This window comes from Jannaschia sp. S6380 (assembly GCF_023015695.1).
In the GTDB taxonomy this organism is placed as follows: Bacteria; Pseudomonadota; Alphaproteobacteria; order Rhodobacterales; family Rhodobacteraceae; genus Jannaschia.
This window is the reverse complement of the sequence record NZ_JALKAS010000001.1, coordinates 1,268,354-1,286,360: the sequence shown is the minus strand read 5'-3', so window position 1 is coordinate 1,286,360 and position 18,007 is coordinate 1,268,354. Positions and strand designations below refer to the sequence as shown.

General features: G+C 69.2%; 15 protein-coding genes. 11 read left to right on the top strand and 4 right to left on the bottom strand.

Annotation, left to right across the window (positions count from 1 at the left end):
- Positions 1-2: 2 nt before the first annotated feature.
- Together MWU52_RS06595 and MWU52_RS06590 are read right to left on the bottom strand one after the other, a co-directional pair.
- The gene (locus MWU52_RS06595; RefSeq protein WP_246950472.1) at positions 3-515 is read right to left on the bottom strand and encodes a tripartite tricarboxylate transporter TctB family protein; all 513 of its coding nucleotides are present in this window, start codon (positions 513-515) and stop codon (positions 3-5) included.
- 55 nt (positions 516-570) lie between these two features.
- Entirely contained in the window at positions 571-1,536 is a 966-nt protein-coding gene (locus tag MWU52_RS06590) for a tripartite tricarboxylate transporter substrate binding protein (protein ID WP_246950470.1), read from the bottom strand.
- 133 nt (positions 1,537-1,669) lie between these two features.
- On the opposite strand from MWU52_RS06590, the gene MWU52_RS06585 reads away from it, so the two are divergent.
- From MWU52_RS06585 to MWU52_RS06570, 4 genes are all read left to right on the top strand, one after another.
- A complete protein-coding gene (locus tag MWU52_RS06585; protein WP_246950468.1) occupies positions 1,670-2,584 on the top strand; it encodes a LysR family transcriptional regulator in 915 nt (304 codons plus the stop codon).
- Positions 2,581-3,654: a 3-carboxy-cis,cis-muconate cycloisomerase gene (locus tag MWU52_RS06580; protein ID WP_246950466.1), complete on the top strand. Its 1,074-nt coding sequence runs from the start codon at positions 2,581-2,583 to the stop codon at positions 3,652-3,654. The genes MWU52_RS06585 and MWU52_RS06580 overlap by 4 nt, the downstream gene beginning before the upstream one ends.
- Positions 3,651-5,069, top strand: a complete 1,419-nt coding sequence (locus tag MWU52_RS06575) for an FAD-binding oxidoreductase (RefSeq protein WP_246950464.1) — start codon at positions 3,651-3,653, stop codon at positions 5,067-5,069. The genes MWU52_RS06580 and MWU52_RS06575 overlap by 4 nt, the downstream gene beginning before the upstream one ends.
- Positions 5,070-5,186: 117 nt before the next feature.
- Positions 5,187-7,439, top strand: a complete 2,253-nt coding sequence (locus tag MWU52_RS06570; protein WP_246950463.1) for a GH116 family glycosyl hydrolase — start codon at positions 5,187-5,189, stop codon at positions 7,437-7,439.
- Positions 7,440-7,502: 63 nt separating this feature from the next.
- Here MWU52_RS06570 and MWU52_RS06565 read toward each other — a convergent pair whose 3' ends face one another.
- Together MWU52_RS06565 and MWU52_RS06560 are read right to left on the bottom strand one after the other, a co-directional pair.
- Positions 7,503-8,327, bottom strand: coding sequence for a CobW family GTP-binding protein (locus tag MWU52_RS06565; RefSeq protein ID WP_246950461.1), 825 nt, complete (start codon positions 8,325-8,327; stop codon positions 7,503-7,505).
- On the bottom strand, positions 8,324-9,958 hold the full coding sequence (locus MWU52_RS06560) for an amidohydrolase (RefSeq protein ID WP_246950459.1): 1,635 nt from the start codon (positions 9,956-9,958) through the stop codon (positions 8,324-8,326). The genes MWU52_RS06565 and MWU52_RS06560 overlap by 4 nt, the downstream gene beginning before the upstream one ends.
- A 99-nt stretch (positions 9,959-10,057) precedes the next feature.
- Here MWU52_RS06560 and MWU52_RS06555 point away from each other — a divergent pair, with 99 nt between their 5' ends.
- The 7 genes from MWU52_RS06555 (at position 10,058) to MWU52_RS06525 (ending at position 17,935) form a co-directional block, all read left to right on the top strand.
- Complete coding sequence (locus MWU52_RS06555; protein WP_246950457.1) at positions 10,058-10,996, top strand: LysR family transcriptional regulator; 939 nt, start codon at positions 10,058-10,060, stop codon at positions 10,994-10,996.
- A gap of 104 nt (positions 10,997-11,100) precedes the next feature.
- Positions 11,101-12,666 (top strand): ABC transporter substrate-binding protein, encoded by a 1,566-nt coding sequence (locus MWU52_RS06550; protein ID WP_246950454.1) that lies wholly within the window; start codon positions 11,101-11,103, stop codon positions 12,664-12,666.
- 57 nt (positions 12,667-12,723) lie between these two features.
- Complete coding sequence (locus MWU52_RS06545) at positions 12,724-13,698, top strand: ABC transporter permease (RefSeq protein ID WP_246950452.1); 975 nt, start codon at positions 12,724-12,726, stop codon at positions 13,696-13,698.
- Positions 13,695-14,600 (top strand): ABC transporter permease, encoded by a 906-nt coding sequence (locus tag MWU52_RS06540; RefSeq protein WP_281493914.1) that lies wholly within the window; start codon positions 13,695-13,697, stop codon positions 14,598-14,600. Before MWU52_RS06545 ends, MWU52_RS06540 begins: the two co-directional genes overlap by 4 nt.
- The gene (locus MWU52_RS06535) at positions 14,597-15,580 is read left to right on the top strand and encodes an ABC transporter ATP-binding protein (RefSeq protein WP_246950449.1); all 984 of its coding nucleotides are present in this window, start codon (positions 14,597-14,599) and stop codon (positions 15,578-15,580) included. The genes MWU52_RS06540 and MWU52_RS06535 overlap by 4 nt, the downstream gene beginning before the upstream one ends.
- The gene (locus MWU52_RS06530; RefSeq protein WP_246950446.1) at positions 15,577-16,548 is read left to right on the top strand and encodes an oligopeptide/dipeptide ABC transporter ATP-binding protein; all 972 of its coding nucleotides are present in this window, start codon (positions 15,577-15,579) and stop codon (positions 16,546-16,548) included. The genes MWU52_RS06535 and MWU52_RS06530 overlap by 4 nt, the downstream gene beginning before the upstream one ends.
- 358 nt (positions 16,549-16,906) lie before the next feature.
- On the top strand, positions 16,907-17,935 hold the full coding sequence (locus MWU52_RS06525; RefSeq protein ID WP_246950444.1) for a sodium:calcium antiporter: 1,029 nt from the start codon (positions 16,907-16,909) through the stop codon (positions 17,933-17,935).
- The last annotated feature ends 72 nt before the right edge of the window (positions 17,936-18,007 follow it).

The following is an 18,007-nucleotide window of genomic DNA, read 5'->3' as shown; positions in this document are numbered from 1 at the left end:
AGCTACTCCGGCGTGAAGATCGAGGTGACGGGGCGCACGTCCACCAGCGCGCCGCGTGGATCGAGCAGGCCCATCGCCCCCATGAACACGACCTGATAGACGAGGCCGGCCAGGATCGCCCCGCCGATGATCGTCAGCGGGTTGCGGTTGCCGAAGACCACCAGGATCAGGGCCATCGCGATGATGGTCGCCCCGAAATAGCCGAGCGCCCAGAACGCGATCAGATAGACGAGGCCGACGCCGATGACGGCGGCGACACGGGCCAGGTCACTGTCGCGAAACCCGTAATCCGCGTCCGTTTCGGCCGGCGCGCGGGTCCGGCGCACGCGCCAGGCGGATGCGCCCACCAGCAGGCCGCCCATGACCATCGCGCAGGCCAGGAACAGCGGCACGGCGCGCGGGCCGACGGCTTCGTAGGATTTCGGGTCGATCCGCAGGGCCTCGGCGCCCAGGACAAGACCGATCAGGACGACGACGCAGGCGACGCCCAGGTCGATGCGGCTGCGATAGCTCACGCGCGGATCCTCCGGTGGCGGCCCCCCCGGGCGCGGACGCCCGGGGGGCGTCGCGTCAGTTCTGTGCGGCGGCCACGGATTCAACGACGGGCGTGAAGACCTCGAACAGGCGGTCCAGATTCTCGGCTCCGTCCTCGGGGTTCAGATGCATCGCCGCCAGGCCCGAGCGGCCCATGAAGCGACCGAAGCCCTCGATCTCGGTCACGGCCTCGACGGCGGCGGACACGTCGGCGACCACCTCATCGGGCAGGCCGGCGGGTCCGTAGACGCACATCGGTCCGGTCACGTTCAGCCCTTCCAGCCCCTGTTCGGCGAAGGTGGGGATGTCGGCATTCGCCGGGTCGCGCTCGGCCGCGGGCACGCCCAGGACCTTGATCTGGTCCTCGAACCCCTCGACCAGCTGGTTGCCGTTGAAACTGGCGGTGACGTCGCCGGCGGCCAGCGCGTTGCGCGCGTTCGATCCGCCGCGGAACGGCACGACCTGATGTTCGATCTCGTTGGTGTCGAGGAACAGGTGCCCCACCAGCGCATGCATCGTCGCGGCACCCGAGGTCGACCAGCGCACCGTCTCGCCGCTGTCCTTGACGGCCTGGACCCAGTCCGCGGCCGTCTCGGCGGGATGGTCGGCCGGCACCTGCAGGCCGGTGACGAGCTGCGTGACGCAACCAAGGTTGGTCAGGTCCTCGCGCGGGTCGAACTCCACCCCTTCGGTGCTGAGCGTCGTCGCCGCCATGGTGCCATTGTTGATGATATAGAGGGTGTAGCCGTCGGGATCCGCATCGGCCACCGTTTGCGCAGCCTGCAGGCCGGACCCCCCGGGCTGGTTCACGATCACCATCGGCATGCCGTTCATCGACGGCGCCTCGGCGGTGAAGCTGCCGAAACCGCGCGCCGAGGTGTCGGTGCCGCCCCCGGCCGAAAAGCCGACGATCAGGCGGATGGGTTTTTCGGGATAGTCCGCCATCGCCGCGCCCGCGGTGGCCAGCAGAACGGCGGTCGTGCCGAGCAGAGTTCGTGTCATCTTGATCCTCCCATGATCCGTTGGATCGACGCCTCCCACGCCGATCGCACGGTCGAAGGCTTGCACAGGACCACTACATTTACAATTTCTAAGAATACGGGTTTAGTTGCGTATATCGCAAGAGACGGCGGCAATGAGACCCGAGGCGCTCAGAGGATTCCAACTGGTGATCGAACGGGGCTCGCTCGCCGCGGCAGCCGATCTGATGCACATGTCCGAACCCGCCCTTTCGCGTCTGATCGCGGGGCTGGAGCGGGATCTGAACCTCGTCCTCTTCGATCGGTCGCGACGCCGCTTGCAGCCCACCGCCATCGGCCGCGCCTTCCTGCAGGAGGTGCAGCCGGTCCTGTCCGGTCTGTCGCGGATCGAGGATTACGCCGAGGAGTTGCGCAACGGCGTGCGGCGGCGTCTGCGCCTCGTCTCGATGCCCCGGCTGAGCGCGGCGATCACCGCCCCCGTCGTGGCCGAGTTCAGCCGCACCCACCCCGACGTCGTCCTGACCGTCGACATCCAGCCGCGCCGGTTCCTGGAGACGTGGATCACGGGCCAGCGCTTCGACCTGGGGCTGAGCACGATGCCCGCGCATCACCGCGATATCGACACGCGCCTGTTGATGGAGGTGCCCGCGATGGTCGTCCTGCCGCGCGGTCACCGTCTGGCGGGCGCCGCGCAACTGGCGGTCGAGGACCTGGCCGGGGAGCGCATTCTGGCCCTGGGCCCCGGCGCCCTGATGCGACAGCAGATGTCGGCGATCTACGACCGCGCGAACCAGGTCCTGGTTCCCGCGGTGGAGGTGAGCCAGGCCAATCTTGTCTGTCATCTCGTCGCGCTCGGGGCGGGGGTGACGATCTGCGATCCGCTGTCGCCGATGGCCTTCGCCGACGACGTGGTGACGGTACCGGTCGCGCCGTATTTCCCCGTGGCCTTCGGAATGCATTTCCTGCGCGGTCAGGAACTGAGCGAGGAGGCGCGCGACTTGGTGGACATCACGCATCGGCGCGCCGAAACATTCCTGCGAGAGAACGGACTGACGGACCTGCCGACATGAGCGATCGCGACGCCTCCTCGATCTCGGCCTTCGCCCACCCTTGGCTGGGCGGGCTGTTCGGTGACCCGGACATGGCCGCGATCTGGTCGGCCGATGCCAGCCTGCGCCACATGCTGCGGTTCGAGGCGGCCTGGTCGCGCGCCTTGGGCGCGGTCGGCCTGGCCGAGGCGGAGGAGGCGAAGCGCGTGGCCAAGGCCGTCGAGGCCGCCGACATCCGGCCCGGGGCGCTGGCGCAGGGCACGGGGCGCGACGGCGTCCCCGTGCCGGAACTGGTTCGGTTGCTGAAGGATCGGATCGGCGACAGCCCGGCGCTGCATCACGGCACGACCTCGCAGGATGTGATCGACACCGCGCTGGCGCTGACGCTGCGCGCGACGACCGACCTGCTGGGCGCACGGCTGCGGCATGTGAGCGACGCGCTGGCTGGGGTCGAAAACCGCCTGGGCGATCGGCCCCTGATGGGGTGGACGCGGATGCAGGCGGCCGTGCCGATCACCGTGGCCGACCGCATTGCGATCTGGCGGCTGCCCCTCCTCGGCCACGCGACCCGGTTGGCCGAACTGCGCCCACGGGTGGAGGTGGTGTCGTTCGGCGGTGCGGCGGGAAACCGGGCCGCGACGGGCGAACATGGCGACGCCATCGCGCGGCACCTGGCCCGACAGCTTGACCTGAACCTGCCGGCGCGGGCGCCGCACGCGATGCGCGGCGACCTGGCCGACTATGCCGGCGTTCTGGCCCGGATCGCGGGCAGTCTGGGCAAGATGGGTCAGGACATGTGCCTGATGACGCAGCAGGGCATCGGGACGCTGCGCCTGTCGGGCGGCGGAGCGTCCAGCGCGATGGCGCACAAGCAGAACCCCGTCGCGCCCGAGACGCTGATCACCCTGGGGCGTTTCGCGGCCGTGCAGGTGGGGGGCATGCACCAGGCCATGATCCACGAGAACGAGCGTTCCGGCGCGGCCTGGGCGCTGGAATGGTTGATCCTGCCGCCGCTCGCGGCCGCCGCGGGGCGTGCGCTGGTCCTGGCCGAACAGCTTGCCGGGCAGATCGAGGAGATGGGCACGCCATGACCCTTTCCCCCGCCGACGGCGCCTTTCTGGAACATCTCGACGCGCGGCTGCTGCCCGGCACGATCCAACCCGTCGAGCCGTGGCACGCCGCCGAGCCACGCAGGCTGCTCGTGGGCACCGCACGCGCCGTGGCCACGCCGCGCACCGTGACGGAGGTGCAGCGGATCGTGCGCGCCTGCGCCGAACATCGCGTCGGGCTGATCCCGCACGGCGGCTGGACGGGTCTGGTGGGCGGACAGCTTGGCGATGGCGTGCCGCCCCTTCTGCTCTCGACGCGTCGGCTGGACGGCGTCCGCGCCCTGCATCCGGCGGCGGGCACGGCGACCGTGGGCGCGGGGACGATCCTGCAGGATCTTCATGCCACCGCCGAGGAGGCGGACCTAATCTTTCCGCTGACGCTGGGGTCGCGCGGCTCGGCGCGGATCGGGGGGCTTTTGTCGACGAATGCCGGCGGCACGGCCGTCCTGCGCTATGGCACGATGCGCGACCTGACCCTGGGGGTCGAGGCGGTGTTGCCCGACGGTGCGCTGATGGCGACGGCGCATCGCCTGCGAAAATCGAACGTGGGCTACGACCTGCGCAATCTGCTGATCGGGGCCGAAGGGACGCTAGGCGTCATCACGGCGGCCACGCTGCGCCTGTTTCCGAAGCCCGCGCATGTCGCTTCGGCCTTCCTGGCCATTCCCCGGCCCGGGGCCGCGCTGGATCTGCTGGCGCGCCTGCGTCGGCGGGTGGGCGACCAGGTCACGGGGTGCGAACTGATCGACGGGCAGGGCCTGCGCTGGGTGGCCGAACATCTGCCGCAGGTCCGCACGCCGCTGGCGGATGCCCCGGATTGGTCGGTGCTGGTCGAGGTGTCGGGCTTCGACCACGATCCGACCGACACGCTGGAGGCCGTGGCCGCCGCCGCGATGGAGGAGGGGCTGGTCGGCGACGGCGTCGTCGCGCGCTCCGAAGGGCAGCGCGCGGATTTCTGGGCCTTGCGCGACGCCATCCCCGAGGCGAACCGCGCGATCGGACCCGTGGCATCGCATGACGTGTCGGTCCCGCTGGAATGCGTTCCCGACCTGATCACCGAGGGCCGGGCCGCCATGCGGACGATCGCGCCGGACCTGCGGTTCAATACGTTCGGCCATGTCGGCGACGGCAACCTGCACTACAACCTTTTTCCCGCGGCGGGACGCACCCGCGCGGACTACGCCGAGATCCGGGCGGAGCTGTCGTCCCGCCTGCACGATCTGGTGGTGGCGATGGGCGGCGCGATCAGCGCCGAACACGGCATCGGTCGCCTGAAGGCGGGCGAGATGGCGCGCCTGCATGACCCTGCCGCACTGGCCGCGATGCGGACCGTCAAGGATGCGCTGGACCCGCATGGCATCATGAACCCCGGCGCGATCTTGGCGGCGCGGACATGAGGCGCGCATCCGCAGGTTCCGCCGGTCACCCGACCGCTGCGCGAACGGGCTAGGGCCATGCGGAACGACCGGCACGTTCCCCACCCTGCCGCGCTTCGTCGCGGGGCCGGGCACGCGTTGACGCGGTCCCAACCCAAGACGCCCGGCCTGTTCGCGCCGATCGACGGCACCGGCGTGCCTTTGGGCGGTATCGGAACCGGCGGCATCACCCGCGCCTCGGACGGGCGGTTCACACGCTGGACGATCAAGGGCGGCGGCGTCCGGCATATGGCGGAGCCGGCGAACGGCTTCGTGCTGCGCGTCGATGATGGCACCATCGCCACGGCACGCGCCCTGCAGCCGGCCCCGCCGGACGGCCCGTTGGGGGCCTTCGAATGGGAGGTGTCGTCCCCCGCCTGGGCCGGCCTGTTCCCCTTTGCCTGGCACGACCATGCGGCGCTGTCGCGCATCGCGGCGGAATGTCTGTCGTTCTCGCCCGTCGCGCCGGGCGACATGATGGCGTCGGTTCTGCCGGTGGCGCTGTTCCGGTGGCGGCTGACGAATGGCGGATCGCGGCCGGCGGATGTCACGCTGGCCTTCCTGATGGCCAACATGAACGGCCGTTTCGGCGATTTCGGCGAAGGGCCTGTCGATCGCGTGGCCGCCGGTCTGGAGAACCGCGCGATGGATGCCGCGGATTTCACCGGCGTGATCCTGGACCGCCGCCGCACCGGTGACACGCCGCCGGAGGGGGACGGCGAATGGGGTCTGGCGGTGCGGCCGGGCGTGGGCCTGACGACGGGCCGAACGGTATGCTTCGACGCGCGGTCGGATGGCGCGGCGCTCTGGCGGGCATTGCGGGACACCGGTGATCTGCCGCGGGACTTGCCCGAATTCGTGACCGAGGGCGGGTTCCGCGAGGTCTCGCCCGGGCTGCCCGCGGGCGCGGTCTCGGCGCGGATGACGCTCGCACCGGGCGAGAGCCGGGAGGTGGATTTCGCGTTGGCCTGGGATCTGCCGGTCATCACCTTCGGCCAGGGTCGGCGCTGGTGGCGCAGTCACACCGACGATTGGGGTCGTGACGGGCACGGGGCGACGGCGCTTTGCGAACACGCCCTCTCCCGTGCCGACGATTGGCAGAGGCGGATCGCGGCCTGGCATGACGCCACGGCCGAGCGCCTGGGGCCGGAGCCGCATCGCGCGGGCATGGCCCTGAACGAGCTGTATTTCCTGGTCGATGGCCTGACCGTGCTGACCTCGGCGCGGGACTCACCGGACGGGCGGGCGCATTTCGGCCTGATCGAGTGCCACGATTACGCCCTCTACGATACGCTGGATCTGTGGATCTATGCCGCCGAGGCCGTCGCCCTGTTCGAGCCCGCGCTGTCGGCCATGGTCAGCCGCGACTTCGCCGCGCATCTGCTGGCCCGCGATCCCACGCCGCGCCTGCATCAGTGGACGCGGGAGACGTTCGCCCTGAACCCCGCCGGCAGCTGTCCGCACGATCTGGGCGGGCCGGGCGAGGATCCGTTCGTCACGCCCAACGCGTACACCTATCGCGACGCGACGGTCTGGAAGGACCTGAACTGCGACCTGGTTCTGTGCCTGTGGCGCGACGGCGAACGGATGGGCGCGGACTGGCGCCGACACCATTTCCCGGCCGTCGCGGCCGCACTGGACCACCTGCAGCGGTTCGACCGTGACGGCGACGGGTTGATCGAGAATGACGGGACACCGGACCAGACCTTCGACAACATCCCCATGTCCGGGCCGTCGAGCTATTGCGGCGGCCTCTGGATCGCGGCGCTGCTGGCCGGCGCGCGGATGGCGGCCGAAGCGGGCGAGGCGGGGCGCGCGGCGGATTGGTCGGCGCAAGCCGAGGCCGCGCGCGAAAGCTATGCCGCGCGCCTGTTCGACGGCACGCGGTTTCGCGTCGACACCGATGGGCCGTTTTCGGACGCGTCCTTCATCGAGGGGCTGCTTGGCCCGTTCCTGGCGCGGCGCTTCGGACTGGGCGACGTTGTCTCGAACGCCCATGCGCGGGCCTCGCTGCGATCGGTCTTCGCCCGCAATTTCGAGATTGCGGGAAGGGGCATGGGCGCGGTGTCGCTGGCCGACATTCCGCCCACGGCGCGCCATCTTCTGCCGCATGCCGACGACCGCAGCTTCCAGACTTCCGAAATCCAGCCCGGTTTCAACTTCAGCTTCGCCGCACAGCTGGAGGAATGGGATCTGCGCGCCGAGGCCGATACCCTGCGCCGCGCGCTTTACCGCGAACTCCACGAGCGGCGGAACCTGGCCTTCCAGTCGCCCGCCGCCTTCGACGTGGAAACGCCGACCGCGCGCGCGATCCTGAACATGCGCCCGCTTTCGATCTGGTGGATGACCTGAGGGTCCGTTTTCCGCCGTGGGGAAGGATGCCGGAGCGAACCGGATGAACCCGTCACGCGCCCATCAAGGGACGGAGATGACGACGATGCCCGGCGATGCGCCCTCCGGGGCCGCCGCCAGATCGAACCGGTCCCCGACCAGTTGCAGCGTCATGGTCCGGCCGTCGGATCCGCGCAGATGGCCCTTGGCGCGCACCACCTTCGGGTCATCGCCAAGCGCGCGGGCGAACCGCTGCGGATCGACGGGGGCATCCATCGGCAGCACGCGGCTGCGATGTGCGGCCCCATGGCCATTGCCGTCATGCCGCGTGGCACCATGCAGATCGGCGAGGATCATGTCGCATTCCGGCGCCCCGCCGCCCACGACGACGGGGGCGCCCGGGGCCAGCGCCGCGAGCCGGGTCCGCGCCGCGTCCGCGGGTACCAGGTCGGTGCGCGTCACCACCAGCAGATCGGCCGCCGCGACCTGTCGCGCGATCGTGTCGGAGAGGTATTCGTCGGACAGCAGCGCGTCGATACGGGTGGCATCGACCAGCCCGACGATGCCCGCGATCCGCAGGTCGTCGATCAAGCCCGCCGTGGCGGCGATCGCCCCCGGCATTGCGACGCCCGAGGCTTCCAGCACGATGTGTTCGGGCAGGGGCACGCGGCGGGATAGGGCGATTAGCGCCTCCGTCAGGTCGTCGCCATAGCTGCAACAGACGCAGCCGCCGGCCAGCGCGATCAGGTCGTCCTCCTCGGCCTCGATCAGGTCGGCGTCGATGGCCAGGTCGCCGAACTCGTTCACGAGGATCGCCAGCCGACGCCCTGAATGGCGCAGCAAATGGTTGACCAATGTCGTCTTGCCGGCCCCGAGATACCCCCCAAGGATCGTCAGCGGCAGGGTCATGCGGCCGCGGCCTCGAACACGTCGCCGCCCAGGACCGTGCCCCAGACGCGCATGTCGCGCAGGCGCTCGGCGCCGAGTTCGTAGGGGTCGTCCTCCAGGATGGCGAAATCGGCGCGCTTGCCCGCCTCGATCGAGCCGACCTCGCCATCCAGCTTGAGCGTGAACGCCGCGCCCAGCGTGATCGCGTAGAGCACCTGGTCGAGCGTGATCCTTTCGCGTGCGCCCAGCGTGCGCCCCGACGCCGTCTGCCGCGTGCAGGCGGCCCAACCGGTGAAGAACGGCCCCAGTGGCGTGATCGGCGCATCGGAATGGATCGCCATCGGCACCCCTTCGCGCAATGCGGTCGCGGCGGCGTTCATCCGCTCCGCCCGCTCGGGGCCCACGGTCAGCGCATAGTGCTGGTCGCCCCAGTAGAAATGGTGGTTCGCGAAGAGGTTCGCGCACATGCCCAGCCGCGCCATCCGCCGGAACTGCGCGGTGTCGGCCAATTGGCAATGCTGCAGCGTCGTCCGGTGGTCGCGCGCCGGATGGTCGCGCAGCACCCTCTCGATCGTGTCGAGGACGAGCTGTGTGGCCTGGTCGCCGTTCGTATGCGTATGCACCTGCAGGTCGTCGGCCAGCGCGTGGCGCAGGATGTAGTCGAGATGTTCGGGCGTGATGTACCACAACCCGTTGGGCGCCCCGTTGTAGTAGCCCGGTTCACGCAGCCGCGCCGAAAATCCCTGGATCGAGCCGTCGACCACCACCTTGATACGCCCGAGCCGTAGTTTGTCGGTGGAGCGCGGGCGCAGGCGCATGGCATGTGCGATCAGGTCCTCGGGCGCGACGCCGTGATGATATCGGAGCGGCACGATCCGGGCGGGAAAGCGTCGGTCGCCAGTGACCTTCAGCATCAGTTCGACGGCCTCGTCCAGCAGGCGGGCGGCGAGGTCGGTCGCCGTGGTCACGCCCGCCCGGATGCAGAGCCGCGCGAACTTCCACATCCCCGCCTCGTCGCAGGCCAGCATGTCGCGGTCGAACCCGACATGGATCGAAACGGGCGACATCACGTCCGGGCCCTTCAATTCCCCGGTCGGCAGGCCGTCATCCCCTAGCGGCACGCCCGGGTGGTTGACGCCCGCGCGCATCAGCCCGCCAAGGTCCAGCGCGTTGGAGTTCACGTTCAGGATGTGCCCCGATGCGTGCATGATGCCGATGGGGCGATCCTGCGTCACCGCATCCAGCTGGTCGCGTCCGACGCGGCCGGTGTCGAAATAGATCGGGTCCAGGCCCCAGGCCGCCAGCGGGCCGTCGCCGCCTTCGGCCGCGACACCCTTCAGGCGGTCCAGCACATCGTCCAGCGTCTTGCAGCCGCGATGCACGGTGCCGTCCGGGGCCGTCCGGTCGAAATATCCGACATAGGTATGCGCCCAGAGCGCGCCTTCCATCAGGTGGCAGTGCCCCTCGACCAGTCCCGGCATCAGGATCTTGTCCGCGAAACGGTTGTCGACCGTGTGCGGGCCCCAGCCGGTCAGGTCCTCCAGCGGGCCCGCGCCCAGGATCCGGCCGTCGCGGACCGCGACGTGGGTCGCCTCGGGGTTCATGGGGTTCATCGTGATGATTCTGGCGGCCCGGTAGATGGTGATCGTCATGCGCTGGACCCCTCGGATCGTGATGCGGTCGAGGCTAGCGGGCTTCCAAACCCCGAGAAACTGGAATTACCCTGCGACAAAGCCACAGAAGGTAGGGGAATGATTCACGACGTCTCGCTCAAGCAGTTGACCTATGTGGAGGCCGCCGGACGGCTGGGTTCGATCGCGCGGGCGTCGGAATCGCTCGCCATCAGCCAAAGCTCGATCACCGCCGCGATCGACGGGCTGGAAACGCGCCTGGGGTTCGATCTGTTCACGCGTGTCCCGGCGCGCGGCATCCGGCCCACGCCCGCGGGGGTCGAGGCGCTGGCACTGATCGCGCGGTTCCTCGACCAGGCCGCGGCGTTCCGAGCGGAGCTGGGGTCGGTCGGCGGCGTGGCGACTGGCGTCGTCCGCGTGGCGTGCTTCGCCTCGGCGGCGGCGAACTTCCTGCCCGCGCTGCTGCGTGCCTTTGCCGCCGAGTTTCCGAGCGTCGACGTCCGGTTGGTCGAGGGCGACATGGACGAGGCCATCGACCACATACGCGGCGGACGCGCCGACCTCGCCTTTACCTACGAGGAGGTCGTGGGTGCCGGGGCCGAGTTCGCGCCGCTGGTCGACGCGCCGGCCTATGCGCTGTTGCCGCTGAGTGACCCGCTGGCGGGGCGGCGAACCCTGGCACTGTCCGAGTTGGAGGGGCGTCCGATGATCGCGCTGTCGCTGGCGCGGACGCGGGATTACTATACCGACCTGTTCCGCAGGGTGGGTCTGGCGCCGAACGTCGTGCACGCTTCCAGCTCGGTCGAGATGATCCGCACGCTGGTCGCGGCGGGGCTGGGGTTTACGCTGCTGAACGCGCGCCCGCCCGGATACGTGCAGGACGACGCACGGTTCCGCGCCGTGCCGCTGCGCGGCGAGGTGCCGGCGCGTCGGTTCGGTATGGCGACGCCCTCGGGCACCCGTCCGCCCAAGGCGGTGGCGGCGTTCCGGCAGACAGTCGCCGAGATGCACGCCGCGGGCGGGTTCGAACATCTGGCCGTCCGTTCCCCCAAAAACTAGCGGAAGCTTTCCATCATAAAGCAGTTTTCCGCCCTCCGCGCCACTGCCTAACCTCGGGGAAAAGGCCTTGTCGAAATGACGGGCCCAACAGAGGAGACATGGACGTGAAACGATTTCTTGCGACGCTTGCGGTACTCGCAACCACCACGATGCCGGCCTTCGCACAGGATCCGGTCCCGGGCGGCACGCTGATCACGACGCTCAACAACACGCCGCGTCACCTGAACCCGGCCGTCCAGTCCGGGATCGTCACCGGTGCGCCCGGTGCGCAGCTTTTCGCGACGCCGCTGCGCTACGACGAGAACTGGGAGCCGCAGCCCTATCTGGCCGATTCCTGGGAGTGGTCCGACGACGGGCTTTCCATGACGCTGAACCTGGTGGAGGACGCGGTTTTCCATGACGGCGAGCCGATCAAATCGTCCGACGTGGCCTTCTCCGTCCGCGTGATCCAGGAGAACCACCCCTTCAAGACGATGTTCGCCCCCGTGACCGAGGTCGAGACCCCCGACGAGCACACCGCCATCCTGCGTCTGTCGCAGCCGCACCCGGCGCTGCTGCTGGCGATGTCGTCGCAGCTGATGCCGATCATTCCGGAACACGTCTATGGCGACGGGCAGGATCCGAAATCGCATCCGCGCAATTCCGAGGACGTTGTCGGCTCCGGCCCGTTCAAGTTCGTGGAGTTCACGGCCGACCAGCATGTCATCCTGGAGCGGTTCGACGACTTTTTCATCGACGGCCGCCCTTATCTCGACCGCATCGTCTATCGGATCATCAAGGATGCATCGGCCCGGACCATCGGGCTGGAGAACGGCGAGCTGCACCTGTCGACCTTCGAGAACACCGTGCGCAACATCCGCCGGATGGAGGAGAACGCCGATCTGGTCGTCACCGATGACGGCTATGCCGCGATCGGGGCGCTGAACTGGCTGGCCTTCAACACCGGTGCCGACGGCCCGACCGCCGACCCGAAGGTACGTCAGGCCATTGCCTATGCGATCGACCGGAACTTCATCCTGAATGCGATCATGCTGGGCGTCAGCCAGCCGGCGAACACCGGCATCCATCCCGGCTCGCCGCTCTATGACGACACGACGGAGACCTATGATCTGGACCTCGACCGCGCCAACGCGCTCCTGGACGAGGCCGGCTATCCGCGCGGCGACGACGGCACGCGCTTCGCGCTGACCATCGACTACGGCAACGCGACCACCAAGCCGCAGGCCGAGTTCACCAAGGCGTCGCTGGCCAAGGTCGGCATCGACGTGACCGTCAACAGCTTCGTCGACTTCCCGACCTGGGCGGCCAAGATCTCGAACCACGATTTCGACATGACGTGGGATACGGTTTTCAACTGGGGCGACCCGGTGATCGGCGTCCACCGGACCTATGACAGCGAGAACATCAAGGAGGGCGTGATCTGGTCGAACACCCAGCAATACGCCAATCCGCGCGTCGACGAACTGATGGAATTGGCCGGGCAGGAGACCGACCCCGAGAAGCGCAGGGAACTCTACGCCGAGTTCCAGCAGATCCTGGCCGAGGATCTGCCCGTCTACTGGACCAACACGCTGCCCTATCACACGGCCCATTCCACCAAGGTCATGAACGCGCCGCGCGGCATCTGGGCGTCGTCGGCGCCCTATGACCGGGTCTGGCTGGACGAGTGACGGCACGCCGGCCCGCCCCCCATCCGGGGGCGGGCTTGGATTGAACGGGGGACGGACATGGCGATCGCGGTGACAATCGCACAGCGGATCCTCTACGCGGCGCTCCTGCTGGTCGCGGTCCTGATCCTCAACTTTTCGATGATAAACCTGGCGCCCGGCGACGTGGCCGACACGATCGCCGCCTCCATGGGGGGCGCCGATGCCGAACTGATGGCCGAGATCCGCGCGGAATACGGCCTGGACCAGCCCTTCCTCGTGCAGCTCGGGCGCTACGTCCTGCGCGTCCTCAGCTTCGATCTGGGGCAGAGCTACTTCTACAACCGTCCCGTCGTCGACCTGATCCTGGAACGGCTGCCGGCGACGCTGCTGCTGGTTGTCGCGTCGCAGGTGCTGGCGCTGGTGGTGGGCGTGCTGCTGGGCGTCTTCTCGGCGCGCAATCCCAATGGCCTGCTCAGCCATGTCGTCACGCTGTTCGCGCTGTTCGGCTATGCCGCGCCGGTCTTCTGGACGGGCATCCTGCTGCTCATCGCGTTCTCGCTCAAGATCCCGCTGTTTCCGGTGGCCGGCATGGTGGACGTGACCGTCGAGGGAGGGTGGTTCGCCCGCGCGCTCGACGTGGCCCATCACCTGTTTTTGCCGATGATCACGCTCGCCTCGATCTTCGTGGCGCTCTACTCGCGCCTCTGCCGCGCTTCCATGCTCGAGGTGCTGGGGTCCGACTACGTGCGCACGGCGCGCGCCAAGGGCCTGACCCCGCGCGAGGTCACGCTGAAGCACGCGCTCAAGAACGCGCTGCCGCCGGTGGTCACGCTGGCGGGGTTGCAGTTCTCGGCCGTCGTCTCGGGCGCCGTGCTGGTCGAGACCGTGTTCTCCTGGCCCGGGCTGGGGCAGCTCGCCCTGACGTCGATCCTCGCGCGCGACACGCCGACGATCCTGGGGATCCTGTTCTTCTCGGCGCTCGTCGTCGTGGTGGGCAACCTCCTGACCGACCTGGCGCTGCGTGCGATCGACCCGCGGGTGCGCGGAAAATGAGGATCGCCGACGAACCCCGGATCGACAACGCCACCGTGGCCGAACCCGAACCCCCCGCCGCGCGCAGCCCCTTCGCCGAGGCGTTCGAGATGTTCCGCCGCAACCACGCGGCCGTTGCGGCCCTGATCGTGCTCATGGCCATCGTGGCGGTCGCGATCGTCGGGCCGTATGTCTATCCGGGCGACCCGTTCGACATGGTCTGGGCGCCCTTCACCCCGCCGGGGCAGGAAGGGTATCTGCTGGGCACCGATTATCTGGGCCGCGACATCACCAGCCTGTTGATCCATGGGGCGCGCGTGTCGATCACGATCGGTCTGGCGGCGGCCTTCGTGACCGTGACCATCGGCATCACGGTTGGGGCGCTCGCCGGGTTCTATCGCGGGCTGGTCGAGGAGGCGCTGATGCGCCTGACCGAGTTCTTCCAGGTCCTGCCGACGCTTTTGTTCTCGATGGTGATCGTGGCGTTGTTCGGGGCATCGCTGCCGATGATCACGCTGGCGATCGGCCTCGTCTCCTGGCCGGCCGTCGCGCGGATCACGCGGGCCGAGTTCCTGCGGATCCGCGAGCTGGAATACGTCACCGCCGCGCGGGCCGGCGGCGTGCGCAACGGGTCGCTGATCTTTCGGGTGATCCTGCCCAATGCCCTGCCGCCGATCATCGTGCAGGCCGCGCTGATGGTCGGGTCGGCGATCCTGTTCGAGGCGGGACTGTCGTTCCTGGGGCTGACCGATCCGAACGTCGCGAGTTGGGGCCAGATCATCGGGTCGAACCGCGAATACATCCTCGACGCAAGTTTCACCGTCACGATCCCCGGTCTGGCGATCTTCGTCACCGTGCTCTGCATCAGCCTGGTGGGCGACGGGCTGAACGACGCGCTCAACCCCAAGCTGAGGCGCCGATGACGCCGCTTCTGTCCGTCGAGAACCTGCGGATCGAACTGGACCTGCGCGATCGGGCCGCGCCGGTGATCGACGATCTGTCGCTGATCCTGAACCCGGGCGAGACGCTCTCCTTCGTGGGCGAATCCGGCTGCGGCAAGTCTATGACCGCGCTGGCGATCATGGGGCTTCTGCCGGATGTGGGACGGGTCGCCGGCGGCCGCATCCTGTTCGAGGGACAGGACATGACCCGGATGTCCGACGCGCAACTGCGCGGCCTGCGCGGCAACGAAGTCAGCATGATCTTCCAGGAGCCGATGACCTCGCTCAACCCGGTCTATACCGTGGGGGAGCAGATCGCCGAGGTGCTGCGTCGCCATCGCGGCATGTCCAACCGCGACGCCCGCGCGCGTGCGGTCGAGCTGCTGGACCAGGTTCGCATCCCGAACGCCGCGCGCCGCGTCGACGCCTATCCGCACGAGATGTCGGGCGGGCAGCGGCAACGCGTGATGATCGCCATCGCGCTGGCCTGCGCGCCCAAGATGCTGATCGCGGACGAGCCGACGACGGCGCTCGACGTGACGGTGCAGGCGCAGATCTTCGATCTGCTGCGCGACCTGGGGCGCGAGACCGGAACCGCGATCATCCTGATCACCCACGACATGGGCGCTGTCGCGGAAATGGCGGATCGCGTCATCGTCATGTATGCCGGTCGCCTGGCCGAGGAAGGGCCGGTGGATCCCGTCATCGACAGCCCGCGCCACCCCTATACCAAGGGCCTCATCTCCTGCGTGCCGCATCTGGTGGCCGAGCTGACCGCCGCGCGCCCCGACCTGACCGAGGTGCCGGGGATCGTGCCGCCGCTCTCGGCGTTCGGCGCCGATGCCTGCCTGTTCGCCTCGCGCTGCCCCTTGGCCGACGACCGCTGCCGCACTGCCCGGCCGGTCGAGAAGGTGTTTCCCACCGGCCAGCGCGCGGCCTGCTGGAAGGCCGACATCGTATGACCCTGCTCTCCGTCCGCGATCTGACCGTGCGTTTTCCCATCGGCCGGGGCTGGGGGCGCAAGGCGTATCTGACGGCGGTGGACCACGTGTCCTTCGACCTTGAGGCGGGGCGGACGTTGGCCATCGTGGGCGAAAGCGGGTCGGGCAAGACCACGGCGGCGCTGGCCGTCGCGCGGCTGGTCGCGTCGCAGGCGGGGCGCGTCACGCTGGACGGCGCCAACTTCCTGTCCCTGCAGGGGGAGGATCTGCGCCGTGCGCGCGCCAAGGTTCAGGTGATCTTCCAGGATCCGTATTCCTCGCTGAACCCGCGGCTGCGCGCCGGGGCCATCGTACGCGAGCCGATGGACTCGCTGGGCACGGTTCCGCCGGACGCGCGCGCCGACCGCGTGGCCGAGCTTTTCGCGCAGGTCGGATTGCGCCCCGAGCAGATGCATCTGTTCCCACACCAGTTCTCGGGCGGGCAGCGCCAGCGTATCGGCATCGCCCGCGCGCTGGCCACGAACCCGCGCCTGATCATCTGCGACGAGGCCGTCAGCGCGCTGGACGTGGCCGTGCAGGCGCAGATCCTGAACCTGCTGCGCCGGCTGCAGGGCGAACTGGGCCTGACATACCTGTTCATCAGCCACGATCTGGGCGTGGTTCAGCACATGTGCGACGACATCGCCGTCATGTACATGGGCCGGATCGTCGAACAGGGAGACCGGCTGTCGGTCTTCAACGCGCCGCAGCACCCCTATACGCAGGCGCTGCTGTCGGCGGTGCCGTCGGTCGACCGCGCCCGGCGGCGCAGGGGCGACCGGATGCTGATCCCCGGCGATCCGCCCGACCCGCTGAACCTGCCGCCGGGATGCAACTTCGCCTCGCGCTGCCCGAGGGTGCGCGACCTGTGTCGCAGGGACGCCCCGCCGCTGGACCCCGCCGGGGACCATCTGGCCGCCTGTCACTTCGCCGGACCGCCAGAGAGCTGATGGCGCCCCTCGGGCCCGCGCAGGCCCCACGCGGGCTGGCCAAACGGCCCGCCATTTGGGCTGCGACGCCCCGGTCCGTGGGCTTGTGGCATCTTGATCGGGGCGCATGCGGGACCGCCATCGTCCATCGCGGACCCGCCACCGGGATCGCAGCCACCGATGGGTTGGTCGGCGGCACCGGCGATCTGCCGACCGATGGATGCGCGGCCATGACCGCCATGATTTTTCTGCAATACGGCACGTTTGCGGGTGGCCATGTCCCTTGCGCGGGCGGCATGTTGGGCGCGAATGCGCCTTTCCGGGTCCCCTCGGCCTGGCCCTTCCGACCCATACGGCCGATGCCGCAAGGACCCGAGCGATGATCGCAGACCTCTCCAACCCGGCCCTTTTCGGCGCGTTCGCGGTCGCGGCGGGGCTGATCCTCGGGGCGGGGATGCGGATGGCCGGTCTGGCGGACCGCCTGGCCGACCGCACCGGGTTGGGCGAGGCGCTGGTGGGCGCGGTCCTGCTGGGCGCGGCCACGTCGCTTTCGGGCACGGTGGTTTCGTTCACCTCCGCCCTCGACGGCCGCGCGAGCCTTGCGTTCTCGAACGCGGTGGGGGGTATCGCCGCGCAGACGGCGTTCCTGGCACTGGCCGACCTGCTGCACCGACGTGCCAATCTGGAACATGCGGCAGCGGAGTTGGCCAACGTGTTCCAGGGCGCGCTGCTGGTCTTGCTGCTCACGTTGCCGGTGCTGGCCTTTGCCGGGCCCGAGGTGACGTTCCTGGGCCTGCACCCGGTGTCATTCGCACTGCCGGTCCTCTATATCTGGGGCTTGCGGGCCACGCGGACGGTGCGCGAATTTCCGATGTGGAAGCCGGTGCAGACGGCGGGCACCCGCTCCGATGACCCCGAGCAGGACGACGACCCGTCGCGGTCCACCGCCGCCATCGCGGCCGAGTTCGCGGGCCTGATGGCGCTGATGGGCGCGGCCGGATGGATCGTGGCGCAGGCCGGGGGCCAGATGACCGATCGCCTCGGGCTGAGCGCATCGCTGGTCGGGGCCCTGCTGACGGCGGTGGCGACGTCACTGCCCGAACTGGTTACGACGCTGGCCGCCGTTCGTCGGCGGGCGCTGCAACTGGCCGTGGGCGGCATCGTGGGCGGCAACACCTTCGACACGCTGTTCCTGGCGATCTCGGATGCCGGATATCGCGACGGGTCGCTCTATCATGCGGTGTCCTCGCAGGACCTGTTCTGGCTGGGGATCGGGCTGGTCATGACCGTGATCCTGCTGATGGGGCAGATCCTGCGGCAGAAGGACGGACCGGCGGGCATCGGGCTGGAAAGCGTGGCGCTGCTGACGGTCTATGGCGGCGCGATCGTCGTTCAGATCCTGATTTGACCGCGTGATCCGACAGGATCGCGGGTCCGTCGACATTGACCGGGCCGCCGGCAGGGGGCAGGACCCGAAGCC

Excerpts from the sequence above, each read along its gene's own strand:
- MWU52_RS06545 (WP_246950452.1), top strand. The coding sequence starts at position 12,724 with ATGGCGATCGCGGTGACAATCGCACAGCGGATCCTCTACGCGGCGCTC.
- MWU52_RS06585 (WP_246950468.1), top strand. The coding sequence starts at position 1,670 with ATGAGACCCGAGGCGCTCAGAGGATTCCAACTGGTGATCGAACGGGGC.
- MWU52_RS06535 (WP_246950449.1), top strand. The coding sequence starts at position 14,597 with ATGACGCCGCTTCTGTCCGTCGAGAACCTGCGGATCGAACTGGACCTG.
- MWU52_RS06530 (WP_246950446.1), top strand. The coding sequence starts at position 15,577 with ATGACCCTGCTCTCCGTCCGCGATCTGACCGTGCGTTTTCCCATCGGC.
- MWU52_RS06580 (WP_246950466.1), top strand. The coding sequence starts at position 2,581 with ATGAGCGATCGCGACGCCTCCTCGATCTCGGCCTTCGCCCACCCTTGG.
- MWU52_RS06560 (WP_246950459.1), bottom strand. The coding sequence starts at position 9,958 with ATGACGATCACCATCTACCGGGCCGCCAGAATCATCACGATGAACCCC.
- MWU52_RS06590 (WP_246950470.1), bottom strand. The coding sequence starts at position 1,536 with ATGACACGAACTCTGCTCGGCACGACCGCCGTTCTGCTGGCCACCGCG.
- MWU52_RS06540 (WP_281493914.1), top strand. The coding sequence starts at position 13,695 with ATGAGGATCGCCGACGAACCCCGGATCGACAACGCCACCGTGGCCGAA.
- MWU52_RS06525 (WP_246950444.1), top strand. The coding sequence starts at position 16,907 with ATGATCGCAGACCTCTCCAACCCGGCCCTTTTCGGCGCGTTCGCGGTC.
- MWU52_RS06565 (WP_246950461.1), bottom strand. The coding sequence starts at position 8,327 with ATGACCCTGCCGCTGACGATCCTTGGGGGGTATCTCGGGGCCGGCAAG.
- MWU52_RS06555 (WP_246950457.1), top strand. The coding sequence starts at position 10,058 with ATGATTCACGACGTCTCGCTCAAGCAGTTGACCTATGTGGAGGCCGCC.
- MWU52_RS06575 (WP_246950464.1), top strand. The coding sequence starts at position 3,651 with ATGACCCTTTCCCCCGCCGACGGCGCCTTTCTGGAACATCTCGACGCG.